Annotated in this window: 27 protein-coding genes; 20 read left to right on the plus strand and 7 right to left on the minus strand. The window is 44.6% G+C overall.

Annotated features, from left to right (window positions below; translation table 11 throughout):
* Positions 1 to 140 precede the first annotated feature (140 nt).
* The 4 genes from NYE58_RS05915 (at position 141) to NYE58_RS05930 (ending at position 4,781) form a co-directional block, all read left to right on the plus strand.
* Positions 141 to 821 (plus strand): YjgB family protein, encoded by a 681-nt coding sequence (locus tag NYE58_RS05915; RefSeq protein ID WP_076141949.1) that lies wholly within the window; start codon positions 141 to 143, stop codon positions 819 to 821.
* A gap of 148 nt (positions 822 to 969) precedes the next feature.
* Positions 970 to 2,121, plus strand: a complete 1,152-nt coding sequence (locus NYE58_RS05920; protein WP_051491128.1) for a winged helix-turn-helix domain-containing protein — start codon at positions 970 to 972, stop codon at positions 2,119 to 2,121.
* Between the two features lie 74 nt (positions 2,122 to 2,195).
* Complete coding sequence (locus NYE58_RS05925) at positions 2,196 to 3,497, plus strand: MFS transporter (RefSeq protein WP_340888796.1); 1,302 nt, start codon at positions 2,196 to 2,198, stop codon at positions 3,495 to 3,497.
* Positions 3,498 to 4,214: 717 nt separating this feature from the next.
* Complete coding sequence (locus NYE58_RS05930) at positions 4,215 to 4,781, plus strand: histidine phosphatase family protein (protein WP_076141950.1); 567 nt, start codon at positions 4,215 to 4,217, stop codon at positions 4,779 to 4,781.
* A 781-nt stretch (positions 4,782 to 5,562) separates the two neighbouring features.
* On the opposite strand, the gene NYE58_RS05935 is transcribed toward NYE58_RS05930, so the two are convergent.
* The 5 genes from NYE58_RS05935 to NYE58_RS05955 all read right to left on the minus strand — a co-directional run bounded on the left by NYE58_RS05935 (position 5,563) and on the right by NYE58_RS05955 (position 9,140).
* Complete coding sequence (locus tag NYE58_RS05935; protein WP_341001274.1) at positions 5,563 to 6,345, minus strand: TatD family hydrolase; 783 nt, start codon at positions 6,343 to 6,345, stop codon at positions 5,563 to 5,565.
* A complete protein-coding gene (locus NYE58_RS05940; protein WP_340888799.1) occupies positions 6,342 to 7,475 on the minus strand; it encodes a copper amine oxidase N-terminal domain-containing protein in 1,134 nt (377 codons plus the stop codon). The genes NYE58_RS05935 and NYE58_RS05940 overlap by 4 nt, the downstream gene beginning before the upstream one ends.
* Before the next feature lie 103 nt (positions 7,476 to 7,578).
* Positions 7,579 to 7,890: a hypothetical protein gene (locus tag NYE58_RS05945; protein ID WP_036686758.1), complete on the minus strand. Its 312-nt coding sequence runs from the start codon at positions 7,888 to 7,890 to the stop codon at positions 7,579 to 7,581.
* A gap of 12 nt (positions 7,891 to 7,902) precedes the next feature.
* Complete coding sequence (locus NYE58_RS05950) at positions 7,903 to 8,550, minus strand: hypothetical protein (RefSeq protein WP_036686760.1); 648 nt, start codon at positions 8,548 to 8,550, stop codon at positions 7,903 to 7,905.
* Between the two features lie 170 nt (positions 8,551 to 8,720).
* Positions 8,721 to 9,140 carry a MarR family winged helix-turn-helix transcriptional regulator gene (locus tag NYE58_RS05955; protein WP_051491478.1) on the minus strand — a complete coding sequence of 140 codons (420 nt, stop codon included), beginning with the start codon at positions 9,138 to 9,140 and terminating at the stop codon, positions 8,721 to 8,723.
* Positions 9,141 to 9,359: 219 nt separating this feature from the next.
* Between NYE58_RS05955 and NYE58_RS05960 the strand changes: the two genes are divergently transcribed.
* Together NYE58_RS05960 and NYE58_RS05965 are read left to right on the plus strand one after the other, a co-directional pair.
* Positions 9,360 to 9,926: a sigma-70 family RNA polymerase sigma factor gene (locus NYE58_RS05960; protein WP_036686762.1), complete on the plus strand. Its 567-nt coding sequence runs from the start codon at positions 9,360 to 9,362 to the stop codon at positions 9,924 to 9,926.
* On the plus strand, positions 9,923 to 10,885 hold the full coding sequence (locus NYE58_RS05965; protein WP_076296831.1) for a DUF4367 domain-containing protein: 963 nt from the start codon (positions 9,923 to 9,925) through the stop codon (positions 10,883 to 10,885). Before NYE58_RS05960 ends, NYE58_RS05965 begins: the two co-directional genes overlap by 4 nt.
* A gap of 441 nt (positions 10,886 to 11,326) precedes the next feature.
* Here the strand turns inward: NYE58_RS05965 and NYE58_RS05970 are convergent, their stop codons facing one another.
* Positions 11,327 to 11,506: a hypothetical protein gene (locus tag NYE58_RS05970; protein ID WP_339823791.1), complete on the minus strand. Its 180-nt coding sequence runs from the start codon at positions 11,504 to 11,506 to the stop codon at positions 11,327 to 11,329.
* 186 nt (positions 11,507 to 11,692) lie between these two features.
* Between NYE58_RS05970 and NYE58_RS05975 the strand changes: the two genes are divergently transcribed.
* The 12 genes from NYE58_RS05975 (at position 11,693) to NYE58_RS06030 (ending at position 23,565) form a co-directional block, all read left to right on the plus strand.
* The gene (locus tag NYE58_RS05975; protein WP_076303361.1) at positions 11,693 to 12,280 is read left to right on the plus strand and encodes a sigma-70 family RNA polymerase sigma factor; all 588 of its coding nucleotides are present in this window, start codon (positions 11,693 to 11,695) and stop codon (positions 12,278 to 12,280) included.
* Entirely contained in the window at positions 12,267 to 13,025 is a 759-nt protein-coding gene (locus NYE58_RS05980) for a DUF3600 domain-containing protein (protein ID WP_076303360.1), read from the plus strand. The genes NYE58_RS05975 and NYE58_RS05980 overlap by 14 nt, the downstream gene beginning before the upstream one ends.
* Before the next feature lie 255 nt (positions 13,026 to 13,280).
* A complete protein-coding gene (locus NYE58_RS05985) occupies positions 13,281 to 14,666 on the plus strand; it encodes a helix-turn-helix domain-containing protein (protein ID WP_341001275.1) in 1,386 nt (461 codons plus the stop codon).
* A gap of 148 nt (positions 14,667 to 14,814) precedes the next feature.
* Positions 14,815 to 14,988 carry an aspartyl-phosphate phosphatase Spo0E family protein gene (locus tag NYE58_RS05990; RefSeq protein ID WP_076129534.1) on the plus strand — a complete coding sequence of 58 codons (174 nt, stop codon included), beginning with the start codon at positions 14,815 to 14,817 and terminating at the stop codon, positions 14,986 to 14,988.
* Between the two features lie 206 nt (positions 14,989 to 15,194).
* Entirely contained in the window at positions 15,195 to 16,280 is a 1,086-nt protein-coding gene (locus NYE58_RS05995; RefSeq protein ID WP_076129533.1) for a LolA family protein, read from the plus strand.
* A 188-nt stretch (positions 16,281 to 16,468) separates the two neighbouring features.
* Positions 16,469 to 17,650 (plus strand): alanine racemase, encoded by a 1,182-nt coding sequence (alr, locus tag NYE58_RS06000; protein WP_076303358.1) that lies wholly within the window; start codon positions 16,469 to 16,471, stop codon positions 17,648 to 17,650.
* A 215-nt stretch (positions 17,651 to 17,865) separates the two neighbouring features.
* On the plus strand, positions 17,866 to 18,147 hold the full coding sequence (locus NYE58_RS06005) for a CopG family ribbon-helix-helix protein (protein WP_025698676.1): 282 nt from the start codon (positions 17,866 to 17,868) through the stop codon (positions 18,145 to 18,147).
* Positions 18,148 to 18,150: 3 nt separating this feature from the next.
* Complete coding sequence (locus NYE58_RS06010; protein WP_036686777.1) at positions 18,151 to 18,501, plus strand: type II toxin-antitoxin system PemK/MazF family toxin; 351 nt, start codon at positions 18,151 to 18,153, stop codon at positions 18,499 to 18,501.
* Positions 18,502 to 18,657: 156 nt separating this feature from the next.
* Positions 18,658 to 19,266, plus strand: coding sequence for a TetR/AcrR family transcriptional regulator (locus tag NYE58_RS06015; RefSeq protein WP_081383506.1), 609 nt, complete (start codon positions 18,658 to 18,660; stop codon positions 19,264 to 19,266).
* Between the two features lie 172 nt (positions 19,267 to 19,438).
* A complete protein-coding gene (locus NYE58_RS06020; protein WP_076100052.1) occupies positions 19,439 to 20,638 on the plus strand; it encodes an MFS transporter in 1,200 nt (399 codons plus the stop codon).
* 172 nt (positions 20,639 to 20,810) lie between these two features.
* The gene (locus NYE58_RS06025) at positions 20,811 to 23,039 is read left to right on the plus strand and encodes a Tex family protein (protein ID WP_341001276.1); all 2,229 of its coding nucleotides are present in this window, start codon (positions 20,811 to 20,813) and stop codon (positions 23,037 to 23,039) included.
* A gap of 184 nt (positions 23,040 to 23,223) precedes the next feature.
* Positions 23,224 to 23,565 carry a hypothetical protein gene (locus NYE58_RS06030; RefSeq protein ID WP_076316924.1) on the plus strand — a complete coding sequence of 114 codons (342 nt, stop codon included), beginning with the start codon at positions 23,224 to 23,226 and terminating at the stop codon, positions 23,563 to 23,565.
* A 45-nt stretch (positions 23,566 to 23,610) separates the two neighbouring features.
* Here the strand turns inward: NYE58_RS06030 and NYE58_RS06035 are convergent, their stop codons facing one another.
* A complete protein-coding gene (locus NYE58_RS06035) occupies positions 23,611 to 24,666 on the minus strand; it encodes a GIY-YIG nuclease family protein (RefSeq protein ID WP_076316925.1) in 1,056 nt (351 codons plus the stop codon).
* Between the two features lie 169 nt (positions 24,667 to 24,835).
* Between NYE58_RS06035 and NYE58_RS06040 the strand changes: the two genes are divergently transcribed.
* Complete coding sequence (locus NYE58_RS06040; RefSeq protein WP_036686786.1) at positions 24,836 to 25,612, plus strand: hypothetical protein; 777 nt, start codon at positions 24,836 to 24,838, stop codon at positions 25,610 to 25,612.
* Positions 25,613 to 25,874: 262 nt separating this feature from the next.
* Positions 25,875 to 26,270: a pentapeptide repeat-containing protein gene (locus tag NYE58_RS37440; RefSeq protein ID WP_445671781.1), complete on the plus strand. Its 396-nt coding sequence runs from the start codon at positions 25,875 to 25,877 to the stop codon at positions 26,268 to 26,270.
* Positions 26,271 to 26,476: the final 206 nt, after the last annotated feature.

The following is a 26,476-nucleotide window of genomic DNA, read 5'->3' on the forward strand; positions in this document are numbered from 1 at the left end:
TGGGTAAAAGAGGGTTAGCCAGAAAAATTGCCGCTATCCTGCAACTATTTGATTTTCACCTCGTCTGTATGTTCAGTTTCATTTTTGCAAGATGACTTTTGCAAGATGACTTTTAGGTAATCTACTAAGGAGATGACATCATGTCAGTACAGATAAAATTAATAGCAGGCTCTATCCTACTCGCAGGAATGATTGGGCTTGCTGGATGCAGCTCGAACAATGAGGCGGGGAATTCAGAATCCCAGGCAACGGCGCCAACAGAAACGGCTGTCACAGCAACCTCTGAGCCGGAAGTTAGTCCATCAAGCATCCCAGCAGAAACTGCGCCAGCAGCGACTTCCTCCCCTACGGAGACTGATAAAGATTCAACCAACTCAAATTCACAAAATAGCGACAAACAGCTTAAAGAGTTACTCGAGCTTGCCAAAAAGGGGAAGGTGCCTGGCGTAAAATATGCCGCTCATACCGGACTCATTGATGAGGTCGAAGCGGATTGGGGCAAGCCTGATCAACAAGAGTCAGCGGGAAAAGGAATTTATGCTACCTACACTGACAAACATGTCGTGTTTGGATTTAATAAAGGAAGTTTAATCTTCGATGTTCGTTCAAGTGATTCCGCGCTGCAAAAGCTGACGCTGAAGCAAATTGAGGCAACATTCGGCAAGCCTGACGATACCAAAGTGAACGGAGACGATAAGATTTACACCTATCAAGCCAATGACCAATACCAGCTGAAATTTATTATTCCAAGCTCGACCGGTACAGTAGATCATATTTCCGTGTTTAGTGAACAGGACTCTTTTAACAATATGGCTGGGTAAGTGGCATGGGTTAGAAGAGGAGAGAGCAATTTTGCAGAGGAATCTGTGGGTTGCTCTTTTTGTATGTTCTTTTTTGAGGTGGAGTAGGCCTTGGACGGACTGTTATAATGTAACCAATGAGCGGGTTCGGGGAAAGTGAGGTTCTATCATGCAGCTGGAATTAAATGAAAGTGAATATAAAGTGACCGCAGAAGGGATAACGATAGAATTATTCCCAAAAGAATTTACGCTTTTTCAGTTCTTGTATAAAAATAGAGGGCGTACATTCAGTCGAGAACAGCTGTTGGATAAGGTGTGGCCGCTTGAATATCCGGTAGAGCGAACAGTAGATGATCATATTTATCGGCTTCGTAAAAAGCTAGGCAAGTTTCAAGACTTAGATATTAAGACTGTTCGGGGATTTGGTTATAGTCTGACTATGCAGGAGCCCTCAGCTGCTATGGCCAATCCGACTACATATGACTTAGAGATGCAAAAGACGATGCGGGAGGTATTCAAGAAATATCACCTATATGGCCAAGGTCGCTCGATGTTAATCCTCGCACGCCAACAGGATGTTTTGGGGTATGCGATGGATCCGTTTTATTCGATCTATATTCATTTTGTACAGGGAGATTTGGATTGGCTGCTGAACACAACCGAGGTGGGGATAGAGGAACGGTTTTATTCCTTATTAATCTGTTATGTTCTATTGGGTGATCCTAAGAAAAAATTAGAGTTCTGTGAGTTGGTCCTTGAGAAAAAAATTCTTTTGCCGCCTCAGCATCGCGAAGTGGAGATTCTAAATATTCTGGATTTGTACACGCTGGCAGGGCAACCGGAAAAAGCACTGGAACGACTAAAGCTAACATATGAAGTGATTAAAGAGCCGGGGTATGAGAGTTTCATTCCTATAACGGCGACCTCAGAAATGCTTACACACTTGTGGATGGGAACAGAAGATCACGTAATAGAACGGATGGCAACAGACATTGAAGCACTTTTGCTGGAGAAACCTTATTTGCGTGAGATTGGTAGTTATAAAGTTACAAGGGGCTTGTGGTTTCTACGGCGCAAGTCTTGGCGTGAAGCCGAGCAACTGTTGGATGAGGCACTTCAGGTGCTTGAGATGTCAGGGTTCGTGCCGATACGGATATATGCATTGTACCGAATAGTTCATTTTTGTAAACAGTTTCCACCTAAGCCAGCTTTGTATCGCAAATATGTGGATATATTTGAACGGGAGAAGGAAGAGCGGGGATTCCATCGGTTAGAACAATCCTTGGATACCGTGCTTACGAACCTTGTGACTGCCCCCTGATAATTCTCTGACAATTCTCCATTACATTAAGGTCATGCTAATAAGTTCTTAATTGTAATTTGGAGGAATGTTTAATGAATGCTTCAACACAAGCAGGCACGAGCCTGCTTAAGAACAAGGTGTATATGCGTGTGTACAGCGCATATGCGACGGCTACCTTTGGGGATTGGTTCGATGCCTTAGCAATTCAGGTACTCGTAGGGTACCGCTGGCAGGCCAGCCCGCTAATGCTGGCTTTGATTCCGGTCTCCATAGCTTTGCCGGGGATTTTGCTGGGCTCGTTCGCAGGGGTAGTGGCTGACCGACTGAACAAGCTGAAGCTAATGCGGATGTGTGATCTGCTTACGGCATTGTTAACCGTATTCGTATTATTTGCTCCCAGTATGGTGTGGTTGCTCCCGTTATTGATGTTGCGTGCTGCCATTTCTACGTTAAACGTGCCTGCTCAGCAGTCGATGACCCGTAGTATGGTTAGAGAAGACCAACTGCTTCAAGCTACCTCGCTTAATGGGCTTGTAAATCAAGGCTCGAAAATCGCGGGACCTTTACTGGGCGGCTTCGCGTTGTCTGTTCTTACGCCACAGTGGTGTATATTGATCAATGCTTGCCTTAGAGGCTGTTCCTATTTGCTCCTACTTACAGTTAAGAAAAGTGAAGTAGAACAAGTTGGCACAGAAGGCAAGGGCGATCAAGAGGAACGTGTTGCTCTCCGCACGATGTGGAAAGAAGGCTGGAATTTTATGCTGCATAGTAGGTTGCTGCTAAATACCATGCTGTTTGGCATAGTCTGTTCAATGGCTATTCAGATGATTGATTTTCAATTCACCAGTCTATTTAGGGTACTTGCACCCTCTAATGAATCTTTATTGGGCTGGCTCGTGGCGGCATCCGGAGGCGGTGCTGTATTCATCATTATGGTCATGAACAAAATGAATCGCGGAACAGGTTATGGCTGGAAGCTTGGAACGGGTTATGTGCTGATGGGTTTATCGGTTGGGGGACTTGGACTGCTTCAGCCAGGAGCTTCCAGTATTTCTGTATTGCTATTAGGGTTCTTACTAGGTATTGGGAATGGAATTTTTATCATCACGTTCAATTATTGTCTGCAAAAAGAAACACCCCCGCACATGACAGGGCGTGTGTTCGGTATTCAGAGTACCATTCTTAGCGGAGTTATGATTGGCGCGCCACTTCTCGGCGGAATGATGGTTCAGATTGCTGGGCCTAGCCGTATCTTTTTGAATTTCGGCATCGTAATCGCTCTGATTGGTGTGCTGGGCATCGCATTTGGGCGTGTGCTGTGGCCCGCGCAGAAAGAGAGGAACGATAGCTCTGCGGAGCAATCTAGGACAGTTGAGGTGATGGAGGGGAGCTAGCAGGTAGCACGCTAGTCTAGCTAGCGGGACTTCCTAGCTGGACTAGATTAGCTAGACTGGGAAGGTTGAGTGGCAGAGAGAACCTAGCGTGACTCCCTAGCAGATACTTAGCTAGACTAGGCAGGTTGAGTGGCAGAGAGAACCTAGCGTGACTCCCTAGCAGATACTTAGCTAGACTAGGCAGGTTGAGTGGCAAAGATAATCTAGCGTGACAACCTAGCAGATACTTAGCTAGACTAGACAGGTTGAGTGGCAAAGATAATCTAGCGTGACTTCCTAGCATTTAGTTGCAGAATGTGCAGTTAAATTCCCCTCCATCGATCAAACTGGGATTTAGTTGTACTTTGTGCAGTTATTATTTGATATTCTCCCTTTTAGTCTAGGAATGATGATTTTTAGTTGCACAAAGTACACTTATTTGCTCAGGATGTCTCTTTTTACGCTTAATAGTTGTATATAGTGCAATTAAGAGTCTCTTTAGTCATAGTCGCCTTAATATGTGACTTCTCAGTAAGTGACTTCTCAATAAGTATCTCCTTAATAAGTGACCTCTCAATAAGTTATTACTTTGTGATCTAAAGCAACTGCTGCACGAAACGTTATAAGTTACAATATTACCTAGCCCGATAGGACAGTTTCTCGTCCGTAAGGGCTTTTTTAGTGTGTAGAGGAGATTGGCTAGAACATTAGAATTTGTAGAGGTAAAGGAGGGAAAGGATGGCTACTTTTATTTACATGGTGAGGCACGGTGAGTCGCCCAAACTGCCCGGAGAAACTGAAAGGACTCGCGTACTAACCGCGAAGGGGGAGACGGATGCCCGCAAGATAACGGAAAAACTACGTCTGGAAGGAATTCAAGTCTTCTATTCAAGTCCATACCTTCGGGCTATACATACGATTTCTGGATTGGCGCAGGAGTTAGGAGCAGAGATTCAGAGTGTTGAAGACCTCCGGGAAATCCATTTCTCGGACGGAAATAAGATTACGACTGATCAGGAGCTGTATCCATTACTGACAAAAATGTTTGAAGATCCGGATTTTGTCCCAGTTGGTGGGGAATCCATTCATGCGTGTCAGAAGCGTTCAGTTAGTGTGCTGGCAGAAATACTGAGCAATCACAGCGGTCAAAAGGTTGCTATTGGAACTCACGGGGCAGTCATGACGCTTATGATGAACTATTTTGATGCCAAATATGATCTGAGCTTTCTTCTTCAAACCACAAAGCCGGATATTTATAAAATGAAGTTCGCAGGCGGAACGTTAGTGGATGTGGAGAGGTTATGATTATTGGGGACTGCTTACAAGCGTCCCGAGTCATCATCAACCTGAGGCTTACGGACCCAGATGACATTATTCGCAGATTATTAGCCTTTGGAGCATGGTTTCGGACTCCAGCGTCGTTATTCCTTAAAAAGAGCACCTTATTGGGTGTTTTTTATGCCAATAGCGACTCTGGGGTCCTTTCTCATCCCAAAAGTGGGGAATTGCTGCATATAAGGTCAGCTGTGTCCGATAGCGGCTTCACACACGTAAATACGTACGAGTGAATACGCACGAGTAAATACGTACGCGTAATTACGTACAGGTAATACGTACACGTAATTAGATACACGTAAATGGGTACGCGTAAAATACATACGCATAAATAAGTACACATAAACACGTACGCATAAATGCGTACAGGTATAAGTACGCGTAAACTACGTCCACGTAAATACATACGCGTAAATTACGTACGCATAAATACGTACGAGTAAATACGTACGCATAAATACGTACGCATAAATACGTCCACGTAAATACATACGCAAAAATATGTACGCAAAAATATTACCGAAACGAAAATGGGTAAGGGGATTTGGATTAAGTAAGGTTGGCTTGTGAACAGTACTTCCACTATGAAAAATACGGCTTCACAAGCCAAGCTGTGTTTAATCATAACGTTAGTCTGACTTTAGGCTATTCTAGCTAAGGCACTGACTTTCTTCTACTCTAACAATAGAACTATCTACAAGCAATAGATCTATCTATAGTCTATAGAGCTATCTACAAGCTATGAAACTATCTACAAGCTATAAAATCGCTTAGTATTCGCAGTCACTAACTCTTCCGCTTCGCCGGGGGTGTAACCATGGAGCGCTCCCCAAGCAGCGGCGACTTCCCGAATCATAGACGGATGGGTGATTTTCCCCGCAAAAGGTCCTTCGAACGGCCAAGGCCCATCGGTTTCAGCCATGACTAGCTCTGGGGGATAACGGCGGGCAAGCGCCTGTATCTCCGGCTCATACAGGATATCCGGGGTGAAGGAGATATAGTAGCCGTTCTTCATCATGCGGGCAATGGCTTCTTCTGGACCTTCGAACCAGTGAAAGTGGGCATGCTGTATGTTATGTTTTTCCAGGAGATCACAAGCAATAAGCGCATCTTCATAGACAGCATGCAGCACCACAGGTTTATCGAGACGGGCAGCTAACCCAAGCAACTGATCCAGCAGCTCAATATAGGGCTCCATATCAAAGGTTTCGCCACGTTCTAAAGCTTCAGCACGCGAATAGTAAGGCAGCCCGATTTCCCCCACAGCAATATAATCCTCACTAGATTGACTTTCGATCCATTTCAGCAGAGCAGCCAGCTCAGCATCCTGCGGCAGGGGTTGCTCTGGATGAAAGCCATAAGCTGGACGGACCACGCCGGGATTTATGGCTGCAAGTCTTTGGGTGCGTATACAAGAGTCCAAATTCATAGAGACAGCGATAAGGGCTTTAATTCCCATGTCAGGCAGTTCACTCAGTATCTGTTTGGCAACTTCAGGTTCATATTGCTCTAAATGTATATGGGCATCAATCATAACTGTTTACCCTCCACGTAAGAAGCTAATTCCTCATGAACCTCAAAGCGAATAGAGTCGGGTTCCGTTCCATCTTTTCCCGGTTTGTAGGCAAAGGTTAGTGTGCCAATACTCTCCAGAAATCCAATATAAACATTTGTTTCCGCCTTTAGCTTGCCCTCTTCCACTACGTAGTGAGTAACAGCACCAATGCCGGCTTGTTCGCCTAGATTGCCATCCTCAGCACGATCTGGATATCGCAAAGTCACCATGGATGGAGTTGAGCCTTTAACTTGAATTTGAATCAGGGCGTCCCCTTTTTCATTAGAAATTTTTGACGTAACCAATGCGGAGGCGGCTTTATCTGCAGAAGGGACAGTGACTTCTTCCCACGGGTTAGGCTTAATCACGTGAAGTTCCTGCATGGACATGCCCGTACCTGTTCCGAGCCACAGAATGACAACGACTTCTTCCTGTCCATCCTGATCGATGTCGGCATAATGAATCTCAGGAGGGTAACTTAGGAGTCTGGGTGTTTCCCAATCAAATGTATGCTTGTTACCGTTCACCTCTACAACAAATCCTTCGTAGGTACCGCCATCTTTAAGGGCAGTATACAGCTTCACTTGGTCATTTTCTGTAGCAATAGCGAGAGGTTCGCTGGGTGTTCTGACGGTAGTACTAACATCCCCTGATGTTATTAATACTTCAGTTCCAGCTGCATTCAGCTGCGCAGTGGCACCAGACAGAGAGTTTAAGGAATCGGCAGGAATATATAAAATACCATTTCGTAGAATAGCTGGTCCTTCAAGCGAGGTTTGATATCCATCAGCTTGCATATACTCATTGTCCGGCGTCAGAACATAACTACTGCTTCCATCAGAGATGGTCAAGGTCTTTAAGTTATTATCCCATTTTTGTTCTGAGGTGTAGTATTCCATTAGTACTTTTGCAGGTACATAGACCTTATCATCTAGGAAAAAAGGGGAGAGAGTAGGAAGAACGGCTTCGCCGTCCACGATTAGTTTCAGTGGTGCTGAAGTAGCTTGTGTTTGATTAATAGCCATTGTTGTATCCATATCTATGGTTGCCGATGCTCCGCATCCGGCCAAAAAGAGCGTGATAGCTCCTATAGCGATGATTTTATTCATAATTACCTCCAGGATAAAGTCCAGTCCCCTTAAGTATAGAATAAAACAGCGCGTTGTAGGTCACTTTCTATTAACAAAGAGAATACAAGCTTGTTACAGTTCGCTAGTTTTTTATAAAATGCAGGCATCCACGCAATAAACGACGAGTGTAATAGAAAGAAATGAACAAAAGTAAGGAGAGGCACAGACCAATTGGAAGGCTGAGAATGTTCGGGAAATCATAATCTGGGAAGGCATTTAGTCCTATCCCTTTGATGCCAACAATACCTAGCACACCACCGATAGGTGCAATGATTGCACAGACAACACTCCCCACGGCCCAGACACTAAGGATCGGTACACAGAACAAGATGGTGGCACCTTTGGCGATATTTTTGAGTACAGTGGCTCCTGACAAATGAGTGATTTTTTCCATGTAGACTCTCCTTTATTGGTTTAAAAATACAGTTCGGTCAACTTGCGACTTAAGATCCACCGTTAGACTTTTGCTATAGCGGATTTCCCCAATGGTACAACCCGGTCCGACGATGATTTCTTCACCGCACACAAGGTCAGCTGTCGTCCGGTATAACGTTATGCTAGTTCCTTCAATCGTTGTGCAGGTAAGTTTTCGAAAAGGGTGCATCAGCGCATTAATCAACTTGGAGGAGGGTTTAACGATAATGTCACCGCCAGCTCTCATAACCTCGACTGTGCTTCTATTGCCTAAACGGATCTCAATCGATGAATCTGCATTTAGTCTCTTTATGTTCACAGCACCTTCAGCATAAAAAGTCCCGGCCGCAGCATTTTCTGCTACGGACATGTATCCAGAAGATCGGAGATTATCTGCTTGGATATTTTGAACGCGCAGACTCCCTAGATTGTTTACCTGATTGGCCTTACAATTCCCCCCAATTGTACAGTCGCCAGATACTTTGAGTTTTGATGTCGAGACACTACTTTTAGTACTTAAGTGGCCAAACACATCAACAGTGACCGCACGAATATTCTCTCGGACAAACAGCGAACCTCTTACCTTCAACGGTGGATCGATCATGTCAGTACGTTCATAAGTATTGTTATTATTGGACATTTACAGTACCGTCCTTCAAAATATATTTTAATGATTAAAATATATATTCATTATAATATATAGTCAATATAATAATTTGGGAGTTTAACATAAAAAACACTGCCGTCAGTTTCCTGACAGACAGTGTTTATAGAAAAGAGTATAGCTGATAAGGAGCAAAATGAAGGCTGTTAGTGCATCATTTGTTCCATCAATTTATTTATTTGTTCTAAAGTTCCGGAGATTTTATTCAGATCTGAGGTAGGAAATGCTTCAAATATTGTATGGATACGCTGATCGCCTTGTTCTGTAAGGACAATATTGACAACTCTGCGGTCTTCTTTAGTCCGCACCCGTTCAATAAGTCCGGCTTCCTCAAGTTTATCGCACATGGAAGAAGCGGCTCCGGGTGTGACCACGAAGCGTTCAGAGATGTCAGTAATGTTCAAGCTTCCGGTAAGCCGGAGTTGAAACAGCAGCATGATCTGATTGTGAGTCAGGGTTTCCTTTTTAGTGATCATATCAATGAAAAACTGGGATTTCTGCTGCACATTTGCCATAGATTCCATGACCTTATGGATAGCATTTTGTTTCTCTTCCTTTGTGCTCATAACATTGCCTCGCTCCAATTTACTTTAGTTACTAAAATATATAGAAGCTATAATAAGCTTGTCAAGTTGACGGGTTACTGTAGCTTGGTTAGAAAGACTGAATTTAGCGCTGGAACCCTTCTTTTTTTTATATCTTGTAATGAAATTGGAAATATATCGTATTAACTGATGAATTTACTTAGCTAAGTGAAAATTTGGTGGGAAAGGAGAGTTAGATTGATGCATGAGCGCGCATTGCTTCATCCTTTTGTTAAAGAGAATATACAGGAAAATACTGACATAAATGTTTTGTTCACAACGATTTTTGAAACCTACTATAAAAGAATATTCAACTACATCGCTTACCGGGTTAGTTCTCTCCATACGGCTGAGGATCTGACAAGCCTTGTTTTTGAGAAAATGTTGGCGAAACTATCGACCTATTCTCAGGAAAAAGCTCCTTTAGAGGTATGGTTATTCGCCATTGCCAGAAATGTGGTCAATGATCATTACCGGAGTTTTAAAAGGAAAAGTTTCTTTTCGCTGGATGCCGTCAAGGAACTGGTTTCTAGCAGAAAAGATCCAGAATGTTTGATCCTCCAGGGAGAACGTAGTGGAAGGCTTAACGAAGCCTTGAATACATTGAGCTCAAAGGAGCGGAATATTGTGGCTCTTAAATTTGGTGCTAATCTGAGAAACAGAGAGATTGCCCAGGTTACGGGAATTTCGGAGAGCAATATCGGTGTGATACTCTACCGGACTATGAAAAAGCTGAAGACTGAAATAGGGAGCGTGGAGCAGCTATGAACAGTAAAGACATACAGCAGAAGTTCTCAGCAGATTTAGATGAAAGTATATATGGAGCGGCAAATGATTTAAAGGGTGCTGGGGAGTACAAGGAGCTGCTGGAGCTAGGCAGGGTTCTGGCCCATAAAGATTTCAGCGAGGGCTCTGACAAAACAGCCATTCTGAATAAGGCTCGGAGAAAGTATGCCGGCCAAAAGGAGGAGAAAGGATTGCATACAAAACATAGATTAAGACGTCCTGCTGTTATGCTGGCAACTTTGCTAGTGGTTAGCGTATTAAGTGTAACTTTTGTGCAGCCGTCATTTGCACAGGAGCTGTTAATGAAAGTATTGCAAACGATAAACTTAGGCCATATTGTAGCCCATGAAGTAGAATTTTCTGCGGATTCCAACGTGATTCCGGATGACTTTAAGGGGAAGATTTTTGATAGCAAAGGAAATGCGCTTGTGACCCTCGACGCTGCTCAAAAGGCAGGTGATATCTACAATGCTGATGGGGAAAAAATCGTCGGAGTTGAAGACGGCAGACTGGTTACGCAATCTGAGAGGGATCAAGAGAAAGCGGAATTGCTGATCGAGAGGGATTCTAGCAAGCTAAATGAATATACGATTTTTAATGTGGGATTGCCGGAGTATTTGCCAGACGGTTATACCTTTGATCGTGCAGAGTTTTATAAGGATAGCAATGGTGAAGTAATCAACAGCAAATATATTAATTTATATTTTGTTAATGAAGCTACCGATGAGATCATCTCGATGCAGCAGCGGCACGCTGATTCCGAAACGGCTTATGAGATGTCGACGGATGGCACCATCGAAAAAGTGAAGATTAACGGAGCTGATGCTGTATTGGTTAATGGAAAAGGGTTGGACTGGGAAGCCAATGGAGTCTTATACGGTGTAACATCAGCTAGCTTGGACAAGAATGATTTGATCAAAGTTGCTGAGTCTATCCGCTGACTGATTTTTTAGAGAGATAGGCGGTTACTGTTCGAGTATATATAGGCAAGGGGATGATCCATATGGATCTCCCCTCTTTCGCTTTATTGAGGGCACATGCAAACAATGAGTGGGAGAATATAGCTGTACTTCGTACAACTATATTTCTGCGAAATAACGCTTGGATGGATATAATTGTATTTCGTACACTTATTTTCACGATTTATCCCACTATAGGAAGTTTCTCCGCTTTTTAATTGTATAGAATACACTTAAAATCAGAGTAAACCTTTTTGCATATGGAATAAGTGTACAGAATGCAGTTATCTCATAGATTTCTGCGGGATCCGGCCAAAGCTGGCGTGTAAAGCCGAACATCAGCTTCCACCTGCCCATAATCTGTTCAAGCAAAGCTGAAGACTAGCTTCCACCGCCCATAATCTGTTCAAGCAAAGCCGAACATCAGCTTCCACCTGCCCTTAATCTGTTCAAGCAAAGCTGAAGACTAGCTTCCACCGCCCATAATCTGCTCAAGCAAAGCTGAAGACTAGCTTCCACCGCCCATAATCTGCTCAAGCCAAGCTGAAGACTAGCTTCCACCGCCCATAATTTGCTCAAGCCAAGCTGAAGACTAGCTTCCACCTGTCTATAATCTGCTCAAGCAAAGCCGAACATCAGCTTCCACCTGTCCATAATCTGTTCAGCTGGCGGTCAGCCTCGGCTTACTTCATCTACTCCATTAAGCCGCTGCAGAGTAAAAAATAAATCGAACGATTTATTCTCTATGTACCAATACATAGTGTAAGACCGAGGGAGGGATTGAGAGGGATGAAACATCCAAATGAATATTCTCAGCTCATTGCGCTTACGCTAGCCGGCAGCCGTGAAGCGTACAGTGAACTATATGAAGCAACCATTCGGGATGTGTATCAGACCGTTCATTTTCTCGTTCGCGAAACCTCCGATGTGGATGATGTTGTTCAGGAGATTTATATTCAGATGCACCGGTCGCTTGAGCAATTTGACGTCAATCGTCCTTTTAGGCCTTGGCTTATGGGGCTGGTTATGCGGCAAATTCATGCCTATCGAAGAAAGAGGTGGACGCATCTCCGAATGGTCAAAAAAGTAGAGCAGACTGATCTAAGGATGGAACCTGATTTCACTAGTGATGTTGTGGACAGGTTAGCTAACCGCCGTCTACTAGCAAGTGTTGATCGTCTTCCATTTAAGCTGAAGCAGGTGATTATTCTGCACTATTTAAATGAATATTCACAGGAAGAAAGTGCCGCGATACTGGGTATCCCTCTGGGTACGGTGAAATCCCGTATTCATGCTGCACTGCATAAGCTTCGTCAGAAGCCAGAAAATCATACTCTTTTTAAGGGAAAGGTGGAGGACCTGCATGAATTTCAATGAAGAGTTACGGACAGTTCTGCAGGAAGAGGCGAGAAATCTAAGTGCCCCACCGGAACTGAAGGAGCAAATACTAAATCAGACCGAGACTAGGTTAGGGGGAAGACGAATGAAAAAATGGCTTGTAGCAAGCATTTTGGCGGCTGCATTATTAATTCCTACTGGAGCATATGCCGGATATAATTATTTGGCGGATACCCTGTATGGCTCACAAGCAACTGCTGCTACGATTGGAGTAACCCAGCAACAATATGACAGGCTTGAAGCCAAGCTGCAGAGCGCGAAGCAAAGTTTTAACGAAGAGGAATTCACAAAATTGATGTCATTACTAGAGGAATTGGGAGCTTACAATCTGCAAATGGCCGATGCTGAAGGAGTCTTTCACCTGGAACAGTTAAGTGCGAAGGATCAAAAGGCATATAACGATTTACAGGTTGAGCTTAAACCTTATTTTGAGAAAATGAATGAAACGGAAATCCCTAAGGCAAAGGCGGCTGTCGTTGATCGTGATACTTTCTGGGATGGCTTGCTGGAAAAAGCAGAACAGAGGCTTACTAAAGAAGAGTTTGCGGAGATCGAACAATTAATAAATGAGTTGCAAAGCTATGATGCCAAGGTATTTGATGCAGATGGAAGTGTTCATATGGATCGGCTTTCGAAAGAGGAGATACAAAACCAAGAGAAGTTAATTGAAGCGCTCGGCCCTTATATAAATAAGCTGGACATGATGATTAAACCTAGTTCTTAGTTGAATTTAAATGCATGTATTGAATAACGATGGATAGAAGTAGCATTAGAAAAGCCACCAGAAAAGGTCTAATACACCTTGTGTTCTGGTGGTTTTTTACATTCGGCTAATTTGTATTTTATACATCACTAATTGAATAAATGTATAATCAATTGAGTCAAAAAAAGTATTTGACCACTGGAATAATTAGACATATTATTATTTAAATACTATTGATCTATATATGAATCATGATGGCGAAAGGTGGCTTTGATCATGAAGCAGATGACCATTCGTGCAGAACTGGCGGACTACCTCAAGAAGAATGGAATAACAATTAATCAATTCGCAGAGGTATCTAAAGTAAATTCAGGCACGATTAGCAACATTATGAATGGGAATCGTCCTATAGCCATGCAGCAATTAGATCGGATTACAAAAGGTATGGGATTAGAGGAAGGCTGCTTTTACGATATGTATGTGGAGGAGTGTTTTATACATTCCAATCCCAATTGGAGACGTCTTCGACCTTTTCTATATCGCTGTGCTGAACTAGATAAGCTGGAATGTATAAGCCGGGTGATTGGAATCATGATGGACAGCCTATCTTATACACACCCGTTGTTTGATACAGCAGAAGATTTCTTTGCACAAGGGAAATATGAAGCTGCAGCGTTGTTATACCGGAGTGTGGCGGAGAGTGAGAAGTATCAGCATTCAGAGCGGCTGGCTTTTTGCCAATACAGATTGTTTACGATTGCTCTAGGGGGCGATCAGGATGTAAATTTGCGGGCAGCGGTGCAGTTTGAGGGCTTTGTAAATCGGCTTGATGAAGTTGATCAGCTTGACGCACTGAAGGTTCTGGCGAATACATATAGCGCTTTGAGGCATTGGGATAAGGTAATGGTAATGACTAAGGAATTGGGCAAAAAAGCATCCATTCAATATAAGTATAATAATGAGCGAGCCAGAAAAAACGGGGTACAAAAGGAACCTGCAATGCCCTTATTTTCATATATTTTATATTCTTATGTGTTACGTTCAGTAGTTTACAGAGAGCTTGGAGATTATGATAGAGCATTGCATTATATCAACCTTTACATGGACATGAGCTGGATTCGTGAGGATACGGAGGAAGATTTGCAACTCATGAATCAATGTATGGGTTGGGCGCAGGCTAATATTTTTTTGCTGAAAATTTTAAAAGGTGATGCAGCAATGCTTCCGGAATATGTGACCTATATTGAAGATAGAAAAGAAGAATTTCTTCCAGGCCTGTTCAAAATCCTTCAGGCAGCCAATCACTATGATTTTAATGTGGATGATATTCTTCAGCGGTTTGAGCAAGAAATATCAGATTTTAGAGATCAGCAGAGAAATCTTAAATGTTATAATCGACAAATTATCGAAGACAGATACACTTTTTTTATGGCTGAAATAGCATTGTATTATATAAGAAGAGGAAAATATGAGCTTAGTATAAAATATATAATGGATAGTTTGGATAATTCTGTCAGGATTAATAACGAATCATGTATAATTAAGTGTGTCGGAATGTTTGAGCAGCTTCGGCATACTGCATCTTTAGAAACGCAGAAGGAGTACCAGAATCTGCTTAGAATCAATGAAAAGAAAAATTGCTTTGTTATTGACAGTGCTTAGTAGTGATAGTTTCATAGAAGATATCAATCAAGAGAGTTCTCTGATTAAATCTGGAATCGCTTTTTTTTCAATTCTAGTAATGCACTTCAATGTAAAATTAAGAATTTGACATATACCTCTAAAATATTACATTAGGGAGGTAGTGTTAATGAATGATCAGGAAATTATCCAAAAGAGAATAGAGGGTGCTAGAAACAAACTTTATTTGATGGAGAGGCAACATGGAGGGCTTTCGCATCCAAATGTGATCAGACAGTCCATGAGATTAGATGAATTAATTAATCAGTACAATAAAGCAGTACATAGTGATAACGAGAATTGAAGAGAATGGTTAAAACACCCTACATAATGATATTGCAACTTCTGATGAAGTATAGAGCCAGCGCTGTGCGCGGGCTTTTTAGCTTGTTGGAGCTCATAAAATAAATCAATGCTGCACGCTTGTCATGCCCGTCTGCATATTGCGGCCAAGTCCCTCATAGACATGTACTAATCAATGCATTCAAAACAGGTTAAGGGGATGATGTCATGCGCCGGATAACATGGGTACTCGCGATCATTATGAGCGTGGCCCTGGTGATGACGGGGTGCGGGAAGAAGGATGCCGCTTCCGTAGTCAAGGATTTGAACAATGTGGCTGACAAGTTGGAAAGTAAGCAGGGAACGTACCAAGGTTCTGGCACAATGACCCTGTATACCGGGGAACAGCCGCAGGAGTATAAGGTAGAGGTATGGTACAAGAATCCTTCCTACTACCGGATCAGCTTGGCAAATGTTCAGAAGGATATTACGCAGATCGTACTTCGTAATGATGAGGGAGTGTTCGTACTCACACCAAGTATGAATAAGAGCTTCCGTTTCCAAAGCGATTGGCCGGATGATCAAGGTCAGGTCTATCTGTATCAGACGTTGGTTCGTGGCATAGTTTCGGATAATAATCGCCAATTTGTGGAAGATGGGGATAACTATGTGTTCGAGGTAGCCGCGAATTATCAAAGCAATGCCCTTGTACGGCAAAAGATTTGGCTTGATAAAAAGACTTATGAACCTAAACAGGTTCAAGTCTCGGATTCTGAAGCGAAGGTAGTTGTAAACGTGAAGTTTGACACCTTCAAATTCGATACGGATTTCACCAAGGATTCTTTTGATATGGAAAAGAACATGGCCTCGGGTAAGTCCGCAGAGAGCACAGTAGCTGAGGTTGATGAGAATGGTAATCCAATTACAGCTCCTGAAGGCCAAGAACCGGCTGAGCAACCAGTGGCTGCAGAGCTTGGAGACTTTGGGATCATTGAACCTGATTATATTCCAGCTGGTGTAGAGTTTAAGGACTCGCATAAATTGGAGGGGAACAAAGACCATGCTGTTCTCATCCGATATGATGGGATTTATCAGTACACTATTATGGAATCCCGTCCACTGGACCGTGCGGTAGCACTGGCGCCTGGAACCCTGAAAGACCTTGGTTTTACATGGGGAGTTCTGAGTGGGGATGAGCAGCAGACATTGACTTGGATGTCTGAGGGAGTAGAGTACCGAATTACAAGTGCCAATCTTCCTGCTAATGAAATGATGCAAATTGCCGCTTCTATGGAGGCACAATCGGGTAAATAATAAAAAGTAGGCGGATACTGCGTTTTGTGGGATTCTTTCCTCTACAACGTAGTATCCGCTTTTCTTTATTTGCCGGGGCTCCAGCACACATTGACAGCCACCTTCTGTAGCATTACCATTGGTACTAAGACAATGATTAATGCAATGCAGCAATGACGTTTTACTACAACGTAAGAAGGTGACTTGAAGTGCAAGCAAGCTATCGACCGACAGTAGCCGAAATTAATCTGGATGATTTGCGTGCCAATTACGAAGCCTTTCGCCGCTACTTGCCGGCAGAGACAAAGTTTATGGGATGCGTCAAAGGAAATGCGTACGGCCATGGAGCAGTGGAAGTGACACGGGAGCTGGAAAGACTCGGAGCAGATTATGTTAGTGTGGCTTTTTTGGATGAAGCATTGGAGCTGCGTCAGGCGGGAATACTGATTCCTATACTGGTGCTTGGCTACACTTCCCCAGAAGGAATAGCCGTTGCCTGGGAGAACCATGTAACTGTAACACTGTTCACACCGGAGGTACTGGAGGCTATAAGACAGCTTCCTATAGATCCGGAACATCGGCTGAAGGTGCATATCAAGATTGATAGCGGGATGGGACGACTGGGTCTTTTACCAGCTGACGCACCTGCGTTTATCTCTGAAGTGCAGTCTGTTGCGCAGGCGGAGCTGGAGGGTATGTTTACCCATTTTGCCAAGGCAGACGAACAAGACAAAAGCTATACACTGGAACAGCATCGACGGTTCATGAGCGTGGCGGAAACGCTGCGGGAGCAGAACATTCAGATCCCGATCATACATACGGGCAATAGCGCTACGGCCATTGATTCACCTTATTTATCCAGCAACATGGTGCGTGTAGGCATCAGCTTGTACGGATTTTATCCCTCCACAGAGGTGAACCGTCAACTGGTAGAACTACGTCCGGTATTGACGCTGAAGACGCAGGTTGTATATGTCAAAAGCCTGCCTGCCGGTTGGGGCGTCAGTTACGGCACTAGGTACATCACAGAGAGCGAGGAGATTATTGCAACGCTACCTGTGGGGTACGCAGATGGATATTCCCGCATGCTAACTGGCAAAGCGGAGGTGCTAATACGTGGACGCCGCGTTCCTGTCGTCGGAACAATCTGCATGGATCAGTGTATGGTATCACTCAAATCTTTCGCTGCAGAAGCGGAACAAATTAAAGCAGGCGAAGAAGTTGTTCTCATCGGCCGTCAAGCTGACGTGATGATCACGGCAGACGAGTTGGCTCTCCAGCTTGGAACAATTCACTACGAGGTTATCTGCATGTTGGCTCATCGGGTGCCCCGCGTTTATATAAGTGAAGGCACACTTCCTAAATTAGTAAATGCTCTGCTCACAAACTGAAAGTTCTTGACAGTGATGTTATACAAGGGAGAAAATAGAAGGAATTGTATCGTATTAGGAGATGTGACTAAAAGCCTATACGAACCACCATTTCTAGTTTATAATGGGATGCAGCATACTTGATATACTGGCGGCATATATTCCTTGTATAAAATTCCTTGTATATTGTAACACTGGAACACAAGGGCAGAAGGTTTGTGGGGGTGGAAGAGAAGGTGGCTAATTTGCAGAACACCAAAAGAATCATGATCAGCTTGCCCGATCATCTCTTGCAGGAAGTGGACGGAATTGTTCAATTGGAGAATTCCAACCGGAGTGAATTGATTAGGCAGGCCATGAAGCTGTACTTGAGCGAACGGAGGAAACGTTCCATCCGGGAGTCCATGCAGCGCGGCTACATGGAAATGGCTAAGATCAACTTGACCATGGCATGCGAGGCTTTCCTCGCGGAGGAAGATGCAGACAGCACTCTTGGCCGCTTAGTAAGCGGGGTGTAGACATTGATCGTTAAACGTGGCGATGTTTTTTTTGCTGATCTTTCGCCGGTTGTAGGTTCTGAACAAGGCGGAGTAAGGCCAGTTCTGGTCATCCAGAACGATATTGGCAATCGCTTTAGCCCGACGGTAATTGTGGCTGCAATCACAGCCCAAATCCAGAAGGCTAAGTTACCTACACATGTGGAAATTGACGCAGCTGCTCATGGCTTTGACAGAGATTCTGTTATTTTGCTGGAACAGGTTAGGACGATTGACAAACAACGCTTAACTGACAAGATCACCCACCTTGATGATGAAACGATGAAAAAGGTGGATGAATCGCTGCAAATCAGCCTTGGTCTGATTGATTTTTAATCACCCTAGGTTATAGATAACTCATGAGATTGGCGCTCGGGTACGAATCCGGGCGTCTTTTAATGTGCGTTTTTGCGTATAGTAAATAAAGAATCGTTAGGTCTTCACTTTTTGAAAATGATCTGATATTATTAGACCGTACGGTCGGTTTAGGAGGTGCTTAGAATCAAAGGACGCTCAGACGGAGAAGAAACTAAAAAAAGAATTGTGCGCAAGGCCACGCAGCTGTTTGTACAGAAGGGTTATGCTGCCGTAACTATGAATGAAGTTTGTGTAGCCTCGAATGTCAGTAAAGGCAGTCTGTATCACCATTTTCCGAGCAAGGATGAGCTTTTTCTATTTGTAGTGGAAGTGGATACGTTAGAGTGGCTGCAAGCGTGGGATGATAAGAAACAGGAAATTGTAGGGATCGAAGAACGATTTTATGCGTTAGCCGAACACTACGCAAATGATTTTCAGAATCCATTGATTCATGCGCTCGAGGAATTCTCCAGAAGCAGATGCCACCCGGAAGAGATTAGCAAGCGGCTTTCACTTCTTTATGAAGCAGCCTCACATGCTTGTCGTGATCTTTTGAAGGAAGGTATTGAAACGGGATATTTGGTAAAAGGCGACTTAGAGAACTATGTAATCATCGTGAGTGGCATGCTTGAAGGGATTGGAAGAGTTTCTGAATTCTCGATTCATGAGAAGACCCAGGAGGATATAAAAAAATATTACCGGGAAGCAGTAAATTTATTATTACAAGGGATCCGTACGGGGTAAGATAACGAGGGGCATGAAAAGAAGCTTTACATTCAGGAACATGAAGGCTGAAGCTTCTCAAAGGCACCGGAATAGGAAGGGTTATTTTTTTACTATTATTTAGACCGGATGGTCGGTCTTAACATGCATAATATTCGAAGTTTTGGCTTTAAACACACGGAGGGTTAATACAATGTCATTGTTACTTAGAAACAGAGGCGCTATGCTGCTTGTTATGCTTAATATTTTTCTGGCTTTTACTGGAATTGGGCTAGTAGTCCCAATAATGCCAACCTACATGAATGAGCTTGGGATCAGCGGAAGTACTGTCGGTCTCTTGGTCGCCTCCTTCTCGCTTGCCCAATTATTAATATCGCCATTTGCCGGCAGATTATCCGACAGAATCGGTAGAAAAAAGGTGATTGTAGCAGGTTTGATCGTGTTTGCGATATCGGAGCTGATTTTTGGTCTGGCCAATGTACCCTGGCTCTTGTTCGTTTCGAGATTGCTTGGTGGTGCAGGAGCTGCTTTAATTATGCCGGCAGTTATGGCTTATGTAGCGGACACGACTTCTTTTGAAGAGAGAGCTAAAGGAATGGGGCTAATTAATGCAGCCATTACCACCGGCTTTATTATTGGTCCTGGGATTGGCGGTTATCTTGCTGAGCTTGGAATGCGGGTACCCTTTTTCTGTGCAGCGGGTGCAGCTGGAGTTGCAGCTCTAATTACAGTTTTAATTTTGCCTGAGTCTCTGTCTGAAGAGAAACGTAAGGAAGCGACGTTATCAAAAAATAATCAGGAAAGCTTCTTGACGCAGCTGATGCGTTCTTATCGCGAACCGTATTTTTTCGGCTTAATTATTGTATTTGTCATGGCTTTTGGGCTGGCTAATTATGAAACGGTGTTCGGATTGTTCGTGGACCATAAATTTGGCTTTACGCCTAAGGATATCGCTTTTGTAATTACCTTTGGTTCTATTGCAGGTGCGGTGGTGCAGGTGTCCGCGTTTGGCTGGATCTTGAATAAATTCGGGGAGAACAAGGTGATCTCCACTTGTCTTATAGTCTCATCATTGTTTATTCTGCTGACCTTGTTTGTAAGCGGCTTTTGGGCGATTATTACGGTTACCTTTATTGTGTTCTTTGCAATGGATATTCTGCGTCCAGCAGTAGGCACACAGCTTTCCAAGATGGCCGGAGAATCGCAGCAAGGTTTCGTAGCGGGAATGAACTCAGCTTATACAAGTCTCGGAAATATTGCTGGGCCTATCGTCGCAGGGTATTTGTTTGATCTTAGTATTAACTTCCCATATGGGGCAGCCGCGCTCGTTCTGGCTTTGTGTTTTGTATTGTCACTGAGTTCCGGCAAACGGGGAATGGGACAGCGGGCGTAATCGCCGAATCCGGGCTCTGACCACTCTACCATGCCTCGCTTTATCGCACAGCGGTTCAGTACAAAGCGCGCTATTCGGGCTGGTCTTTGGTGCAGAGCCGAATCTGTGATACTATTTTAATTATGAGATCAAGATATGTATAAGCAGATTGTGTACGGGAAGAGGGATACTAATGGCGGTAGATAACAGCAATACGGAAGTCATTACGGATGAGGCAAACGCACAGCGGGAGCAGGAATTGATAACCATAGCGATTGCCAAGGAATTGAACATTAGTCTGAAACAGGTACGCACTACGGTAGGACTGCTGGATGAGGGAAATACCATTCCGTTTATCGCCAGATATCGGAAGGAAATGACGGGTGAGCTGGACGAGAATGCGCTTCGTGATATTGAAGAACGGCTGGGTTATCTTCGCAATCTAGGCGAACGTAAAAAAGACGTTATACGCAATATTGAAGAGCAGGGCAAGCTGACCAAGGAGCTTCATGAGCAAATTATCAATGCGGTCAAGCTTCAGGAAGTAGAGGACTTGTATCGTCCCTTCAAGCAAAAGCGTAAGACGCGGGCTAGTGTTGCGAAGGAAAAAGGACTTGAGCCGCTGGCTAACTGGATCTTGGAGCAGCAAAGACAAGGGGACCCGCAGACTGAAGCATCGAAATATATTGATGTGGAAAAGGGAGTAGAGAGCGCAGACCAAGCGCTGCAAGGCGCACTGGACATCATTGCCGAGAACATAGCAGATGATCCTGCGATCCGCTCTTGGGTTCGCCAGTATACAGCAAGTCAAGGTATTCTTGTGTCTGAAGCAAAGGATGCAGAACAAGAATCCGTATACGAAAATTATTATAGTTACCGTGAACCTGTACACAAAATGCCACCTCACCGCATCCTAGCAATTAACCGTGGTGAGCGTGAAAATATATTAAAGGTAGGCATTGAGGTCGTCACTGATAAAATTCATGCCTATATTGCACGGAAAATTATTAAAGGGCCATCCCCGGTGAAGGAACTGCTGGAAGCAGTGACTGAGGATGCCTACAAACGTTTGATTGCTCCTTCAGTAGAGCGCGAAGTTCGTGGAGAGATGACCGAACGTGGGGAGAACCAGGCGATTTCGATCTTCTCTGGCAATCTACGTAGCCTGCTGCTGCAACCGCCAGTCAAGGGGCGTTGTGTTCTGGGGGTTGACCCTGCATACCGTACTGGATGTAAGCTAGCCGTTGTAGACGATACTGGTAAGCTGCTAGAGGTAGCCGTGACCTATCCGACGCCGCCGAATAACAAGAAGCGCGAAGCTGCTGCTAAGTTCAAAGAGTTGATTGCTAAGTACGGCATTCAGCTCATCGTAATCGGCAATGGCACAGGCTCGCGTGAAACGGAGCAGTTTACGGCAGAAGTGATTGCCGAGATTGGCAATCCAGAGCTGGCGTACCTGATCGTTAATGAAGCGGGAGCGAGTGTCTATTCTGCTTCCAAGCTGGCGCAGGAGGAATTCCCGGATCTGGATGTAGCGGAGCGCAGCGCGGCTTCTATCGCCCGCCGTGTGCAAGACCCGCTGGCGGAGCTGGTGAAGATCGATCCGAAAGCTATAGGTGTGGGACAGTACCAGCATGACGTCTCCCAAAAGCATCTGGAGGAGAGTCTTAAAGCCGTCGTGGAATCGGCGGTTAACCATGTTGGCGTAGATGTCAATACGGCATCTCCTGCCTTGCTCTCTTATGTAGCAGGGGTTAATGGAACGATTGCTAAGAATATCGTTAAATTCCGCGAAGAGAACGGCAAGTTCACGACTCGGAAGCAGCTGCAAAAGGTACCTCGTCTAGGTGCCAAGTCCTATGAGCAATGTATCGGCTTCCTGCGGATTCCGGGTGGAGACAACACCTTGGACCGCACGCCTATTCACCCCGAGTCCTATCCGGTGGTGGATCGTTTGTTCCGTGAGCTAAGCCTCGATGTGAATAAGCTTGGCAGCAAAGAAGTGGCCTCACAGCTTGAGGTGCAAAATGCCGAGGAGCTGGCTGTGAAGCTGGATGTCGGCGTGCCTACGCTGCGCGACATCCTGGAGAGCTTGCAGCGTCCGGGCCGCGATCCGCGCGAGGAGCTGCCGTTGCCGATCTTCCGCACCGATGTGCTGAAGATCGAGGACCTGGTTCCTGGCATGGAAATGCAGGGAACCGTCCGCAACGTTATCGATTTCGGCGCATTCGTCGATATCGGCATCAAAAACGATGGGCTGGTGCATATTTCCCAGCTCAGCGGCAGCTTTGTGAAGCACCCGATGGACGTTGTCTCCGTAGGAGACAATGTTACCGTCTGGGTGATGGGGGTTGACCTGAAGAAGGGCCGGGTCAGCTTGACGATGCGTCCGCCGCATGTTGAGGCGGGAAGCGTAAAGTAGACAGACCGCAGTGATCCTCAAAGAACGACAACAAGAAGCCAGTCTCCATTATTGGGGACTGGCTTCTTGTTGATTATTTTCAGCTGGAACCCTTTTTGTCATTATAGGAGTGAAGGACGTGCACTCTTTGGGTAAGTTTAGAGTAACAGTTGAACTAATGGCTTATTACTAGGAGGAGATAGATGTGGGAAATCCATTGAAAGAATTAAAAAATAGTGTGAATGGCCTGAAGCAATCCCTTGACGGAGTAAAGCAATCAGTAGAGGGGTTGAAAGAACCTATAGATGATATGAAGGGAAACATTCAGATCACGTTGGAGCAGGCGAAGGACAGATCTGAGGGATTCAAATCGGAGATCAATCGTATGAAGGAATGTGTGGAGGAAACTAAGCTGGTTGTTAATGAGGCGAAGGAAACGGTAATGGAGGCGGGTGAGGTGCTTTACACTCAAAAACGCTATAAAAGATTGTTGAAGAAGCAAAACCGAAAAATGCAGCCTGCAAAGGCAGGCCGCCGTTTACTATAATCAGCCGGAAGTCCAAACATTCACCGCTGTTACAACCCGTACCTTTTAATTATAGGAATGAGAGGGAAGCGCATTTAAAAAAATCTGCAACAGCTCATTTACCGAAGCCTCCATATTGGAACGTTGCTCAGCTGCAAGCCAATCCTCTTGAATGATGATGTAGCTGCAGGAGCTGCTTTTTAAATAGCTGTATATTATTTGTGCTTCGTCAATTTCATGGCGCCCGATCGCTGCCGGGGTCTGATTGGGTTCACTCTGAAAGGTGTTCATAATCGCTGACTTTATTGCCGCTTGCAGGTGGGTGATATCCGGTTGATCATATTGTAGCTTGGTATGGGACAGGATACGGTTGCCCTTGAGCAGAATGAGTTTAAGCGTCTGTTCATTCATGGCCTCAAGAACTGCAATATTCTGATTCTCCTGTGCGAATTCGATGACCTTCTCTTTGTGAATCAGGAAGCTGACAGCTCCAATATAATCCCTGTATTTGGCAGCGGTTTCGAAGTCATAGTGCTCCGCGGCCACTGCCATCCGCTGCTCCATTTCCTCGAGGATGCTGGAATCTGAGCCGTTTAGTAAGCCAATGACCCGATCAATAATTTTATTATATTGAACAGCGGCATCTCCGCCTGCACACATCCCTATGCATAGGCCAAGCGAATGGTTTAGGCATAGGGAATTTTTAAAGCTAGGGTTGCTGCAAAGGATTTTTGAGCTTTCTTTAATGCCTTGCACTGCCCGTTCCACCGTGCTTCTGCTTGTATAGGGACCCAAAACCTGAGTGCCTTCTTTGACCGCAGGATCATACGTAATCTCTAACGAACGTATTTTTTCATTCGCTCCTATTACGATATAGGTATAAGCCTGCGGATTTTTCATTTTTTTATTGTACATGGGTTTGATCTCTTTAATTAATTTGCATTCCAGCATAAAGGCTTCGAATTCGGTATCCGTAAGGATGATTTCCAGATCTTTAATATTTCTTACAAGCTGCTTAACCTTTGGGGAATGAGATTTTGAGTTTTGAAAATAAGATTGGACTCTCCGTTTTAACTGTTTTGCCTTGCCAACATATATAATATGACCGAGATTATCCTTCATGAGATAAACGCCGGGAGTTAGGGGAAGGCTTTTAAGTTTTTCTGTTAAATGAATGGTAACCCCGCCCTCTCATAAGAGTTTTATGATTGATAGTTTTAGTATAAGCTTGCAACCTTCATTTGTTCAAATCAGTCTAAAGAGTGAAGGATCGAAGCTAAGGAGGGATATTATGTACTTCGCAAAAAAAATCGGTGGGCTGGCGCTGATAGCAGCAATGTTATGGCTTACAGCATGTAGCGGAACGCCAGAAGCAGGGACGGAGCCGAAGCAGACGCCTGAGCAGTCACAAGAGCAGGCACCAGTGCAGACGCCAAAGCAGACACCAGAGCACACACAAACTGCACAGCCAGCGGCTACTACACAACCACCACAGGAGACGGAACTACCACAGGAGACGAAGACATCAAGTACGGGGCAGCCGCAGGATCTAGAGGGATTGCCGCCATTAGTTGAGGAAGCGGCGTCTACGGTAATGAACTCCATTAAGAATAAGGATATGAAGCAATTAGCGGCGTGGGTACATCGGGATAAAGGGCTACGCTTCTCTCCATATGCATACGTGGATACAAAAAATGATCTTGTATTCACCCAGGAGGAAGTAGAAGGATTAATGAATGACTCTACCAAAAGAGTCTGGCGAACATTTGCTGGCTCCGGTGATTTAATCGAGCTTACATTCGCAGATTACTACAAGCGGTTTGTCTACGATGCGGACTTCATTCAGAAGGCCGAAATTGCTGTGAACAAGGGGCTTGGACAAGGGACGACGATCAACAACTTAAACGAAGTGTATCCAAAGGAGCAATATGATTTCGTTGAATATCATATTGCTGGTATCGATCCTTCTGTCGAGGGAATGGATTGGCGCAGCCTGCGTCTAGTTTTTGAGAAGATCGGAGAAGACCATGCATTAGTCGGCATTATTCATGATCAATGGACGCCTTAGCTTACGGACTCAGATGACGCTAATATGGACGCTGTTTGCCTGCTTCAACTGATTATTCACATCCGTTGGCATACGCTGATCCTTACGGACCTAGATGACGCTATTCGCGTTTTTTTAGCGATTAGAGTACAGTTTCGGACTCCAGTGCAGCTATTCATCAGAAAAAGGCATATCTATGGTGCTTTTTGAGCCAATAGCGACGATGGAGTCCTTTAGTAGTCCAAATGTGCGATTATGCAACGAATAAGGTCAACTGGGTCCGATAGTAGCTGCATTCCTATCCGCTGTAGCCCCATCTGTTGCACACCTAACTGGTGCACACCTAACTGCTGCATACCTAACTGGTGCACACCTAACTGTTGCACACCTAACTGGTGCACACCTAACTGTTGCACACCTAACTGGTGCACACCTAACTGCTGCATACCTAACTGGTGCACACCTAACTGGTGCACACCTAACTGCTGCACACCTAACTGGTGCACACCTAACTGCTGCATACCTAACTGGTGCACACCTAACTGCTGTGCACCTAACTGCTGTGCACCTAACTGCTGCACACCTAACTGCTGGACACCTAACTGCTGTGCACCTAACTGCTGTGCACCTATCTACTACACACCTATCTTCTGCACACCCATCTGCTGCGTTCGCATAACGCAAACATTGGAGCATCGCTGACCTGTATTTTGTTTTTGGCTACCTGCTTCAGCGGATTTTCATATCCGTTGATACACGCTGATCCTTACGGACCCAGATGACGCTATTCGCGTGTTTCTAGCGATTGGAGCACAGTTTCGGACTCCAGTGCAGCTATTCAATAGAAAAAGGAATATTTATGGTGCTTTTGGTGCCAATAGCGAC

Source organism: Paenibacillus sp. FSL L8-0708, assembly GCF_038009325.1.
Taxonomy (GTDB): Bacteria; Bacillota; Bacilli; order Paenibacillales; family Paenibacillaceae; genus Paenibacillus_AQ; species Paenibacillus_AQ odorifer.

Coding starts and splice junctions, on each gene's coding strand:
- NYE58_RS05915 (WP_076141949.1), top strand. CDS start 141: ATGTCAGTACAGATAAAATTAATAGCAGGCTCTATCCTACTCGCAGGA.
- NYE58_RS05920 (WP_051491128.1), top strand. CDS start 970: ATGCAGCTGGAATTAAATGAAAGTGAATATAAAGTGACCGCAGAAGGG.
- NYE58_RS05925 (WP_340888796.1), top strand. CDS start 2,196: ATGAATGCTTCAACACAAGCAGGCACGAGCCTGCTTAAGAACAAGGTG.
- NYE58_RS05930 (WP_076141950.1), top strand. CDS start 4,215: ATGGCTACTTTTATTTACATGGTGAGGCACGGTGAGTCGCCCAAACTG.
- NYE58_RS05935 (WP_341001274.1), bottom strand. CDS start 6,345: ATGATTGATGCCCATATACATTTAGAGCAATATGAACCTGAAGTTGCC.
- NYE58_RS05940 (WP_340888799.1), bottom strand. CDS start 7,475: ATGAATAAAATCATCGCTATAGGAGCTATCACGCTCTTTTTGGCCGGA.
- NYE58_RS05945 (WP_036686758.1), bottom strand. CDS start 7,890: ATGGAAAAAATCACTCATTTGTCAGGAGCCACTGTACTCAAAAATATC.
- NYE58_RS05950 (WP_036686760.1), bottom strand. CDS start 8,550: ATGTCCAATAATAACAATACTTATGAACGTACTGACATGATCGATCCA.
- NYE58_RS05955 (WP_051491478.1), bottom strand. CDS start 9,140: ATGAGCACAAAGGAAGAGAAACAAAATGCTATCCATAAGGTCATGGAA.
- NYE58_RS05960 (WP_036686762.1), top strand. CDS start 9,360: ATGCATGAGCGCGCATTGCTTCATCCTTTTGTTAAAGAGAATATACAG.
- NYE58_RS05965 (WP_076296831.1), top strand. CDS start 9,923: ATGAACAGTAAAGACATACAGCAGAAGTTCTCAGCAGATTTAGATGAA.
- NYE58_RS05975 (WP_076303361.1), top strand. CDS start 11,693: ATGAAACATCCAAATGAATATTCTCAGCTCATTGCGCTTACGCTAGCC.
- NYE58_RS05980 (WP_076303360.1), top strand. CDS start 12,267: ATGAATTTCAATGAAGAGTTACGGACAGTTCTGCAGGAAGAGGCGAGA.
- NYE58_RS05985 (WP_341001275.1), top strand. CDS start 13,281: ATGAAGCAGATGACCATTCGTGCAGAACTGGCGGACTACCTCAAGAAG.
- NYE58_RS05990 (WP_076129534.1), top strand. CDS start 14,815: ATGAATGATCAGGAAATTATCCAAAAGAGAATAGAGGGTGCTAGAAAC.
- NYE58_RS05995 (WP_076129533.1), top strand. CDS start 15,195: ATGCGCCGGATAACATGGGTACTCGCGATCATTATGAGCGTGGCCCTG.
- NYE58_RS06020 (WP_076100052.1), top strand. CDS start 19,439: ATGTCATTGTTACTTAGAAACAGAGGCGCTATGCTGCTTGTTATGCTT.
- NYE58_RS06025 (WP_341001276.1), top strand. CDS start 20,811: ATGGCGGTAGATAACAGCAATACGGAAGTCATTACGGATGAGGCAAAC.
- NYE58_RS06035 (WP_076316925.1), bottom strand. CDS start 24,666: ATGAAGGATAATCTCGGTCATATTATATATGTTGGCAAGGCAAAACAG.
- NYE58_RS06040 (WP_036686786.1), top strand. CDS start 24,836: ATGTACTTCGCAAAAAAAATCGGTGGGCTGGCGCTGATAGCAGCAATG.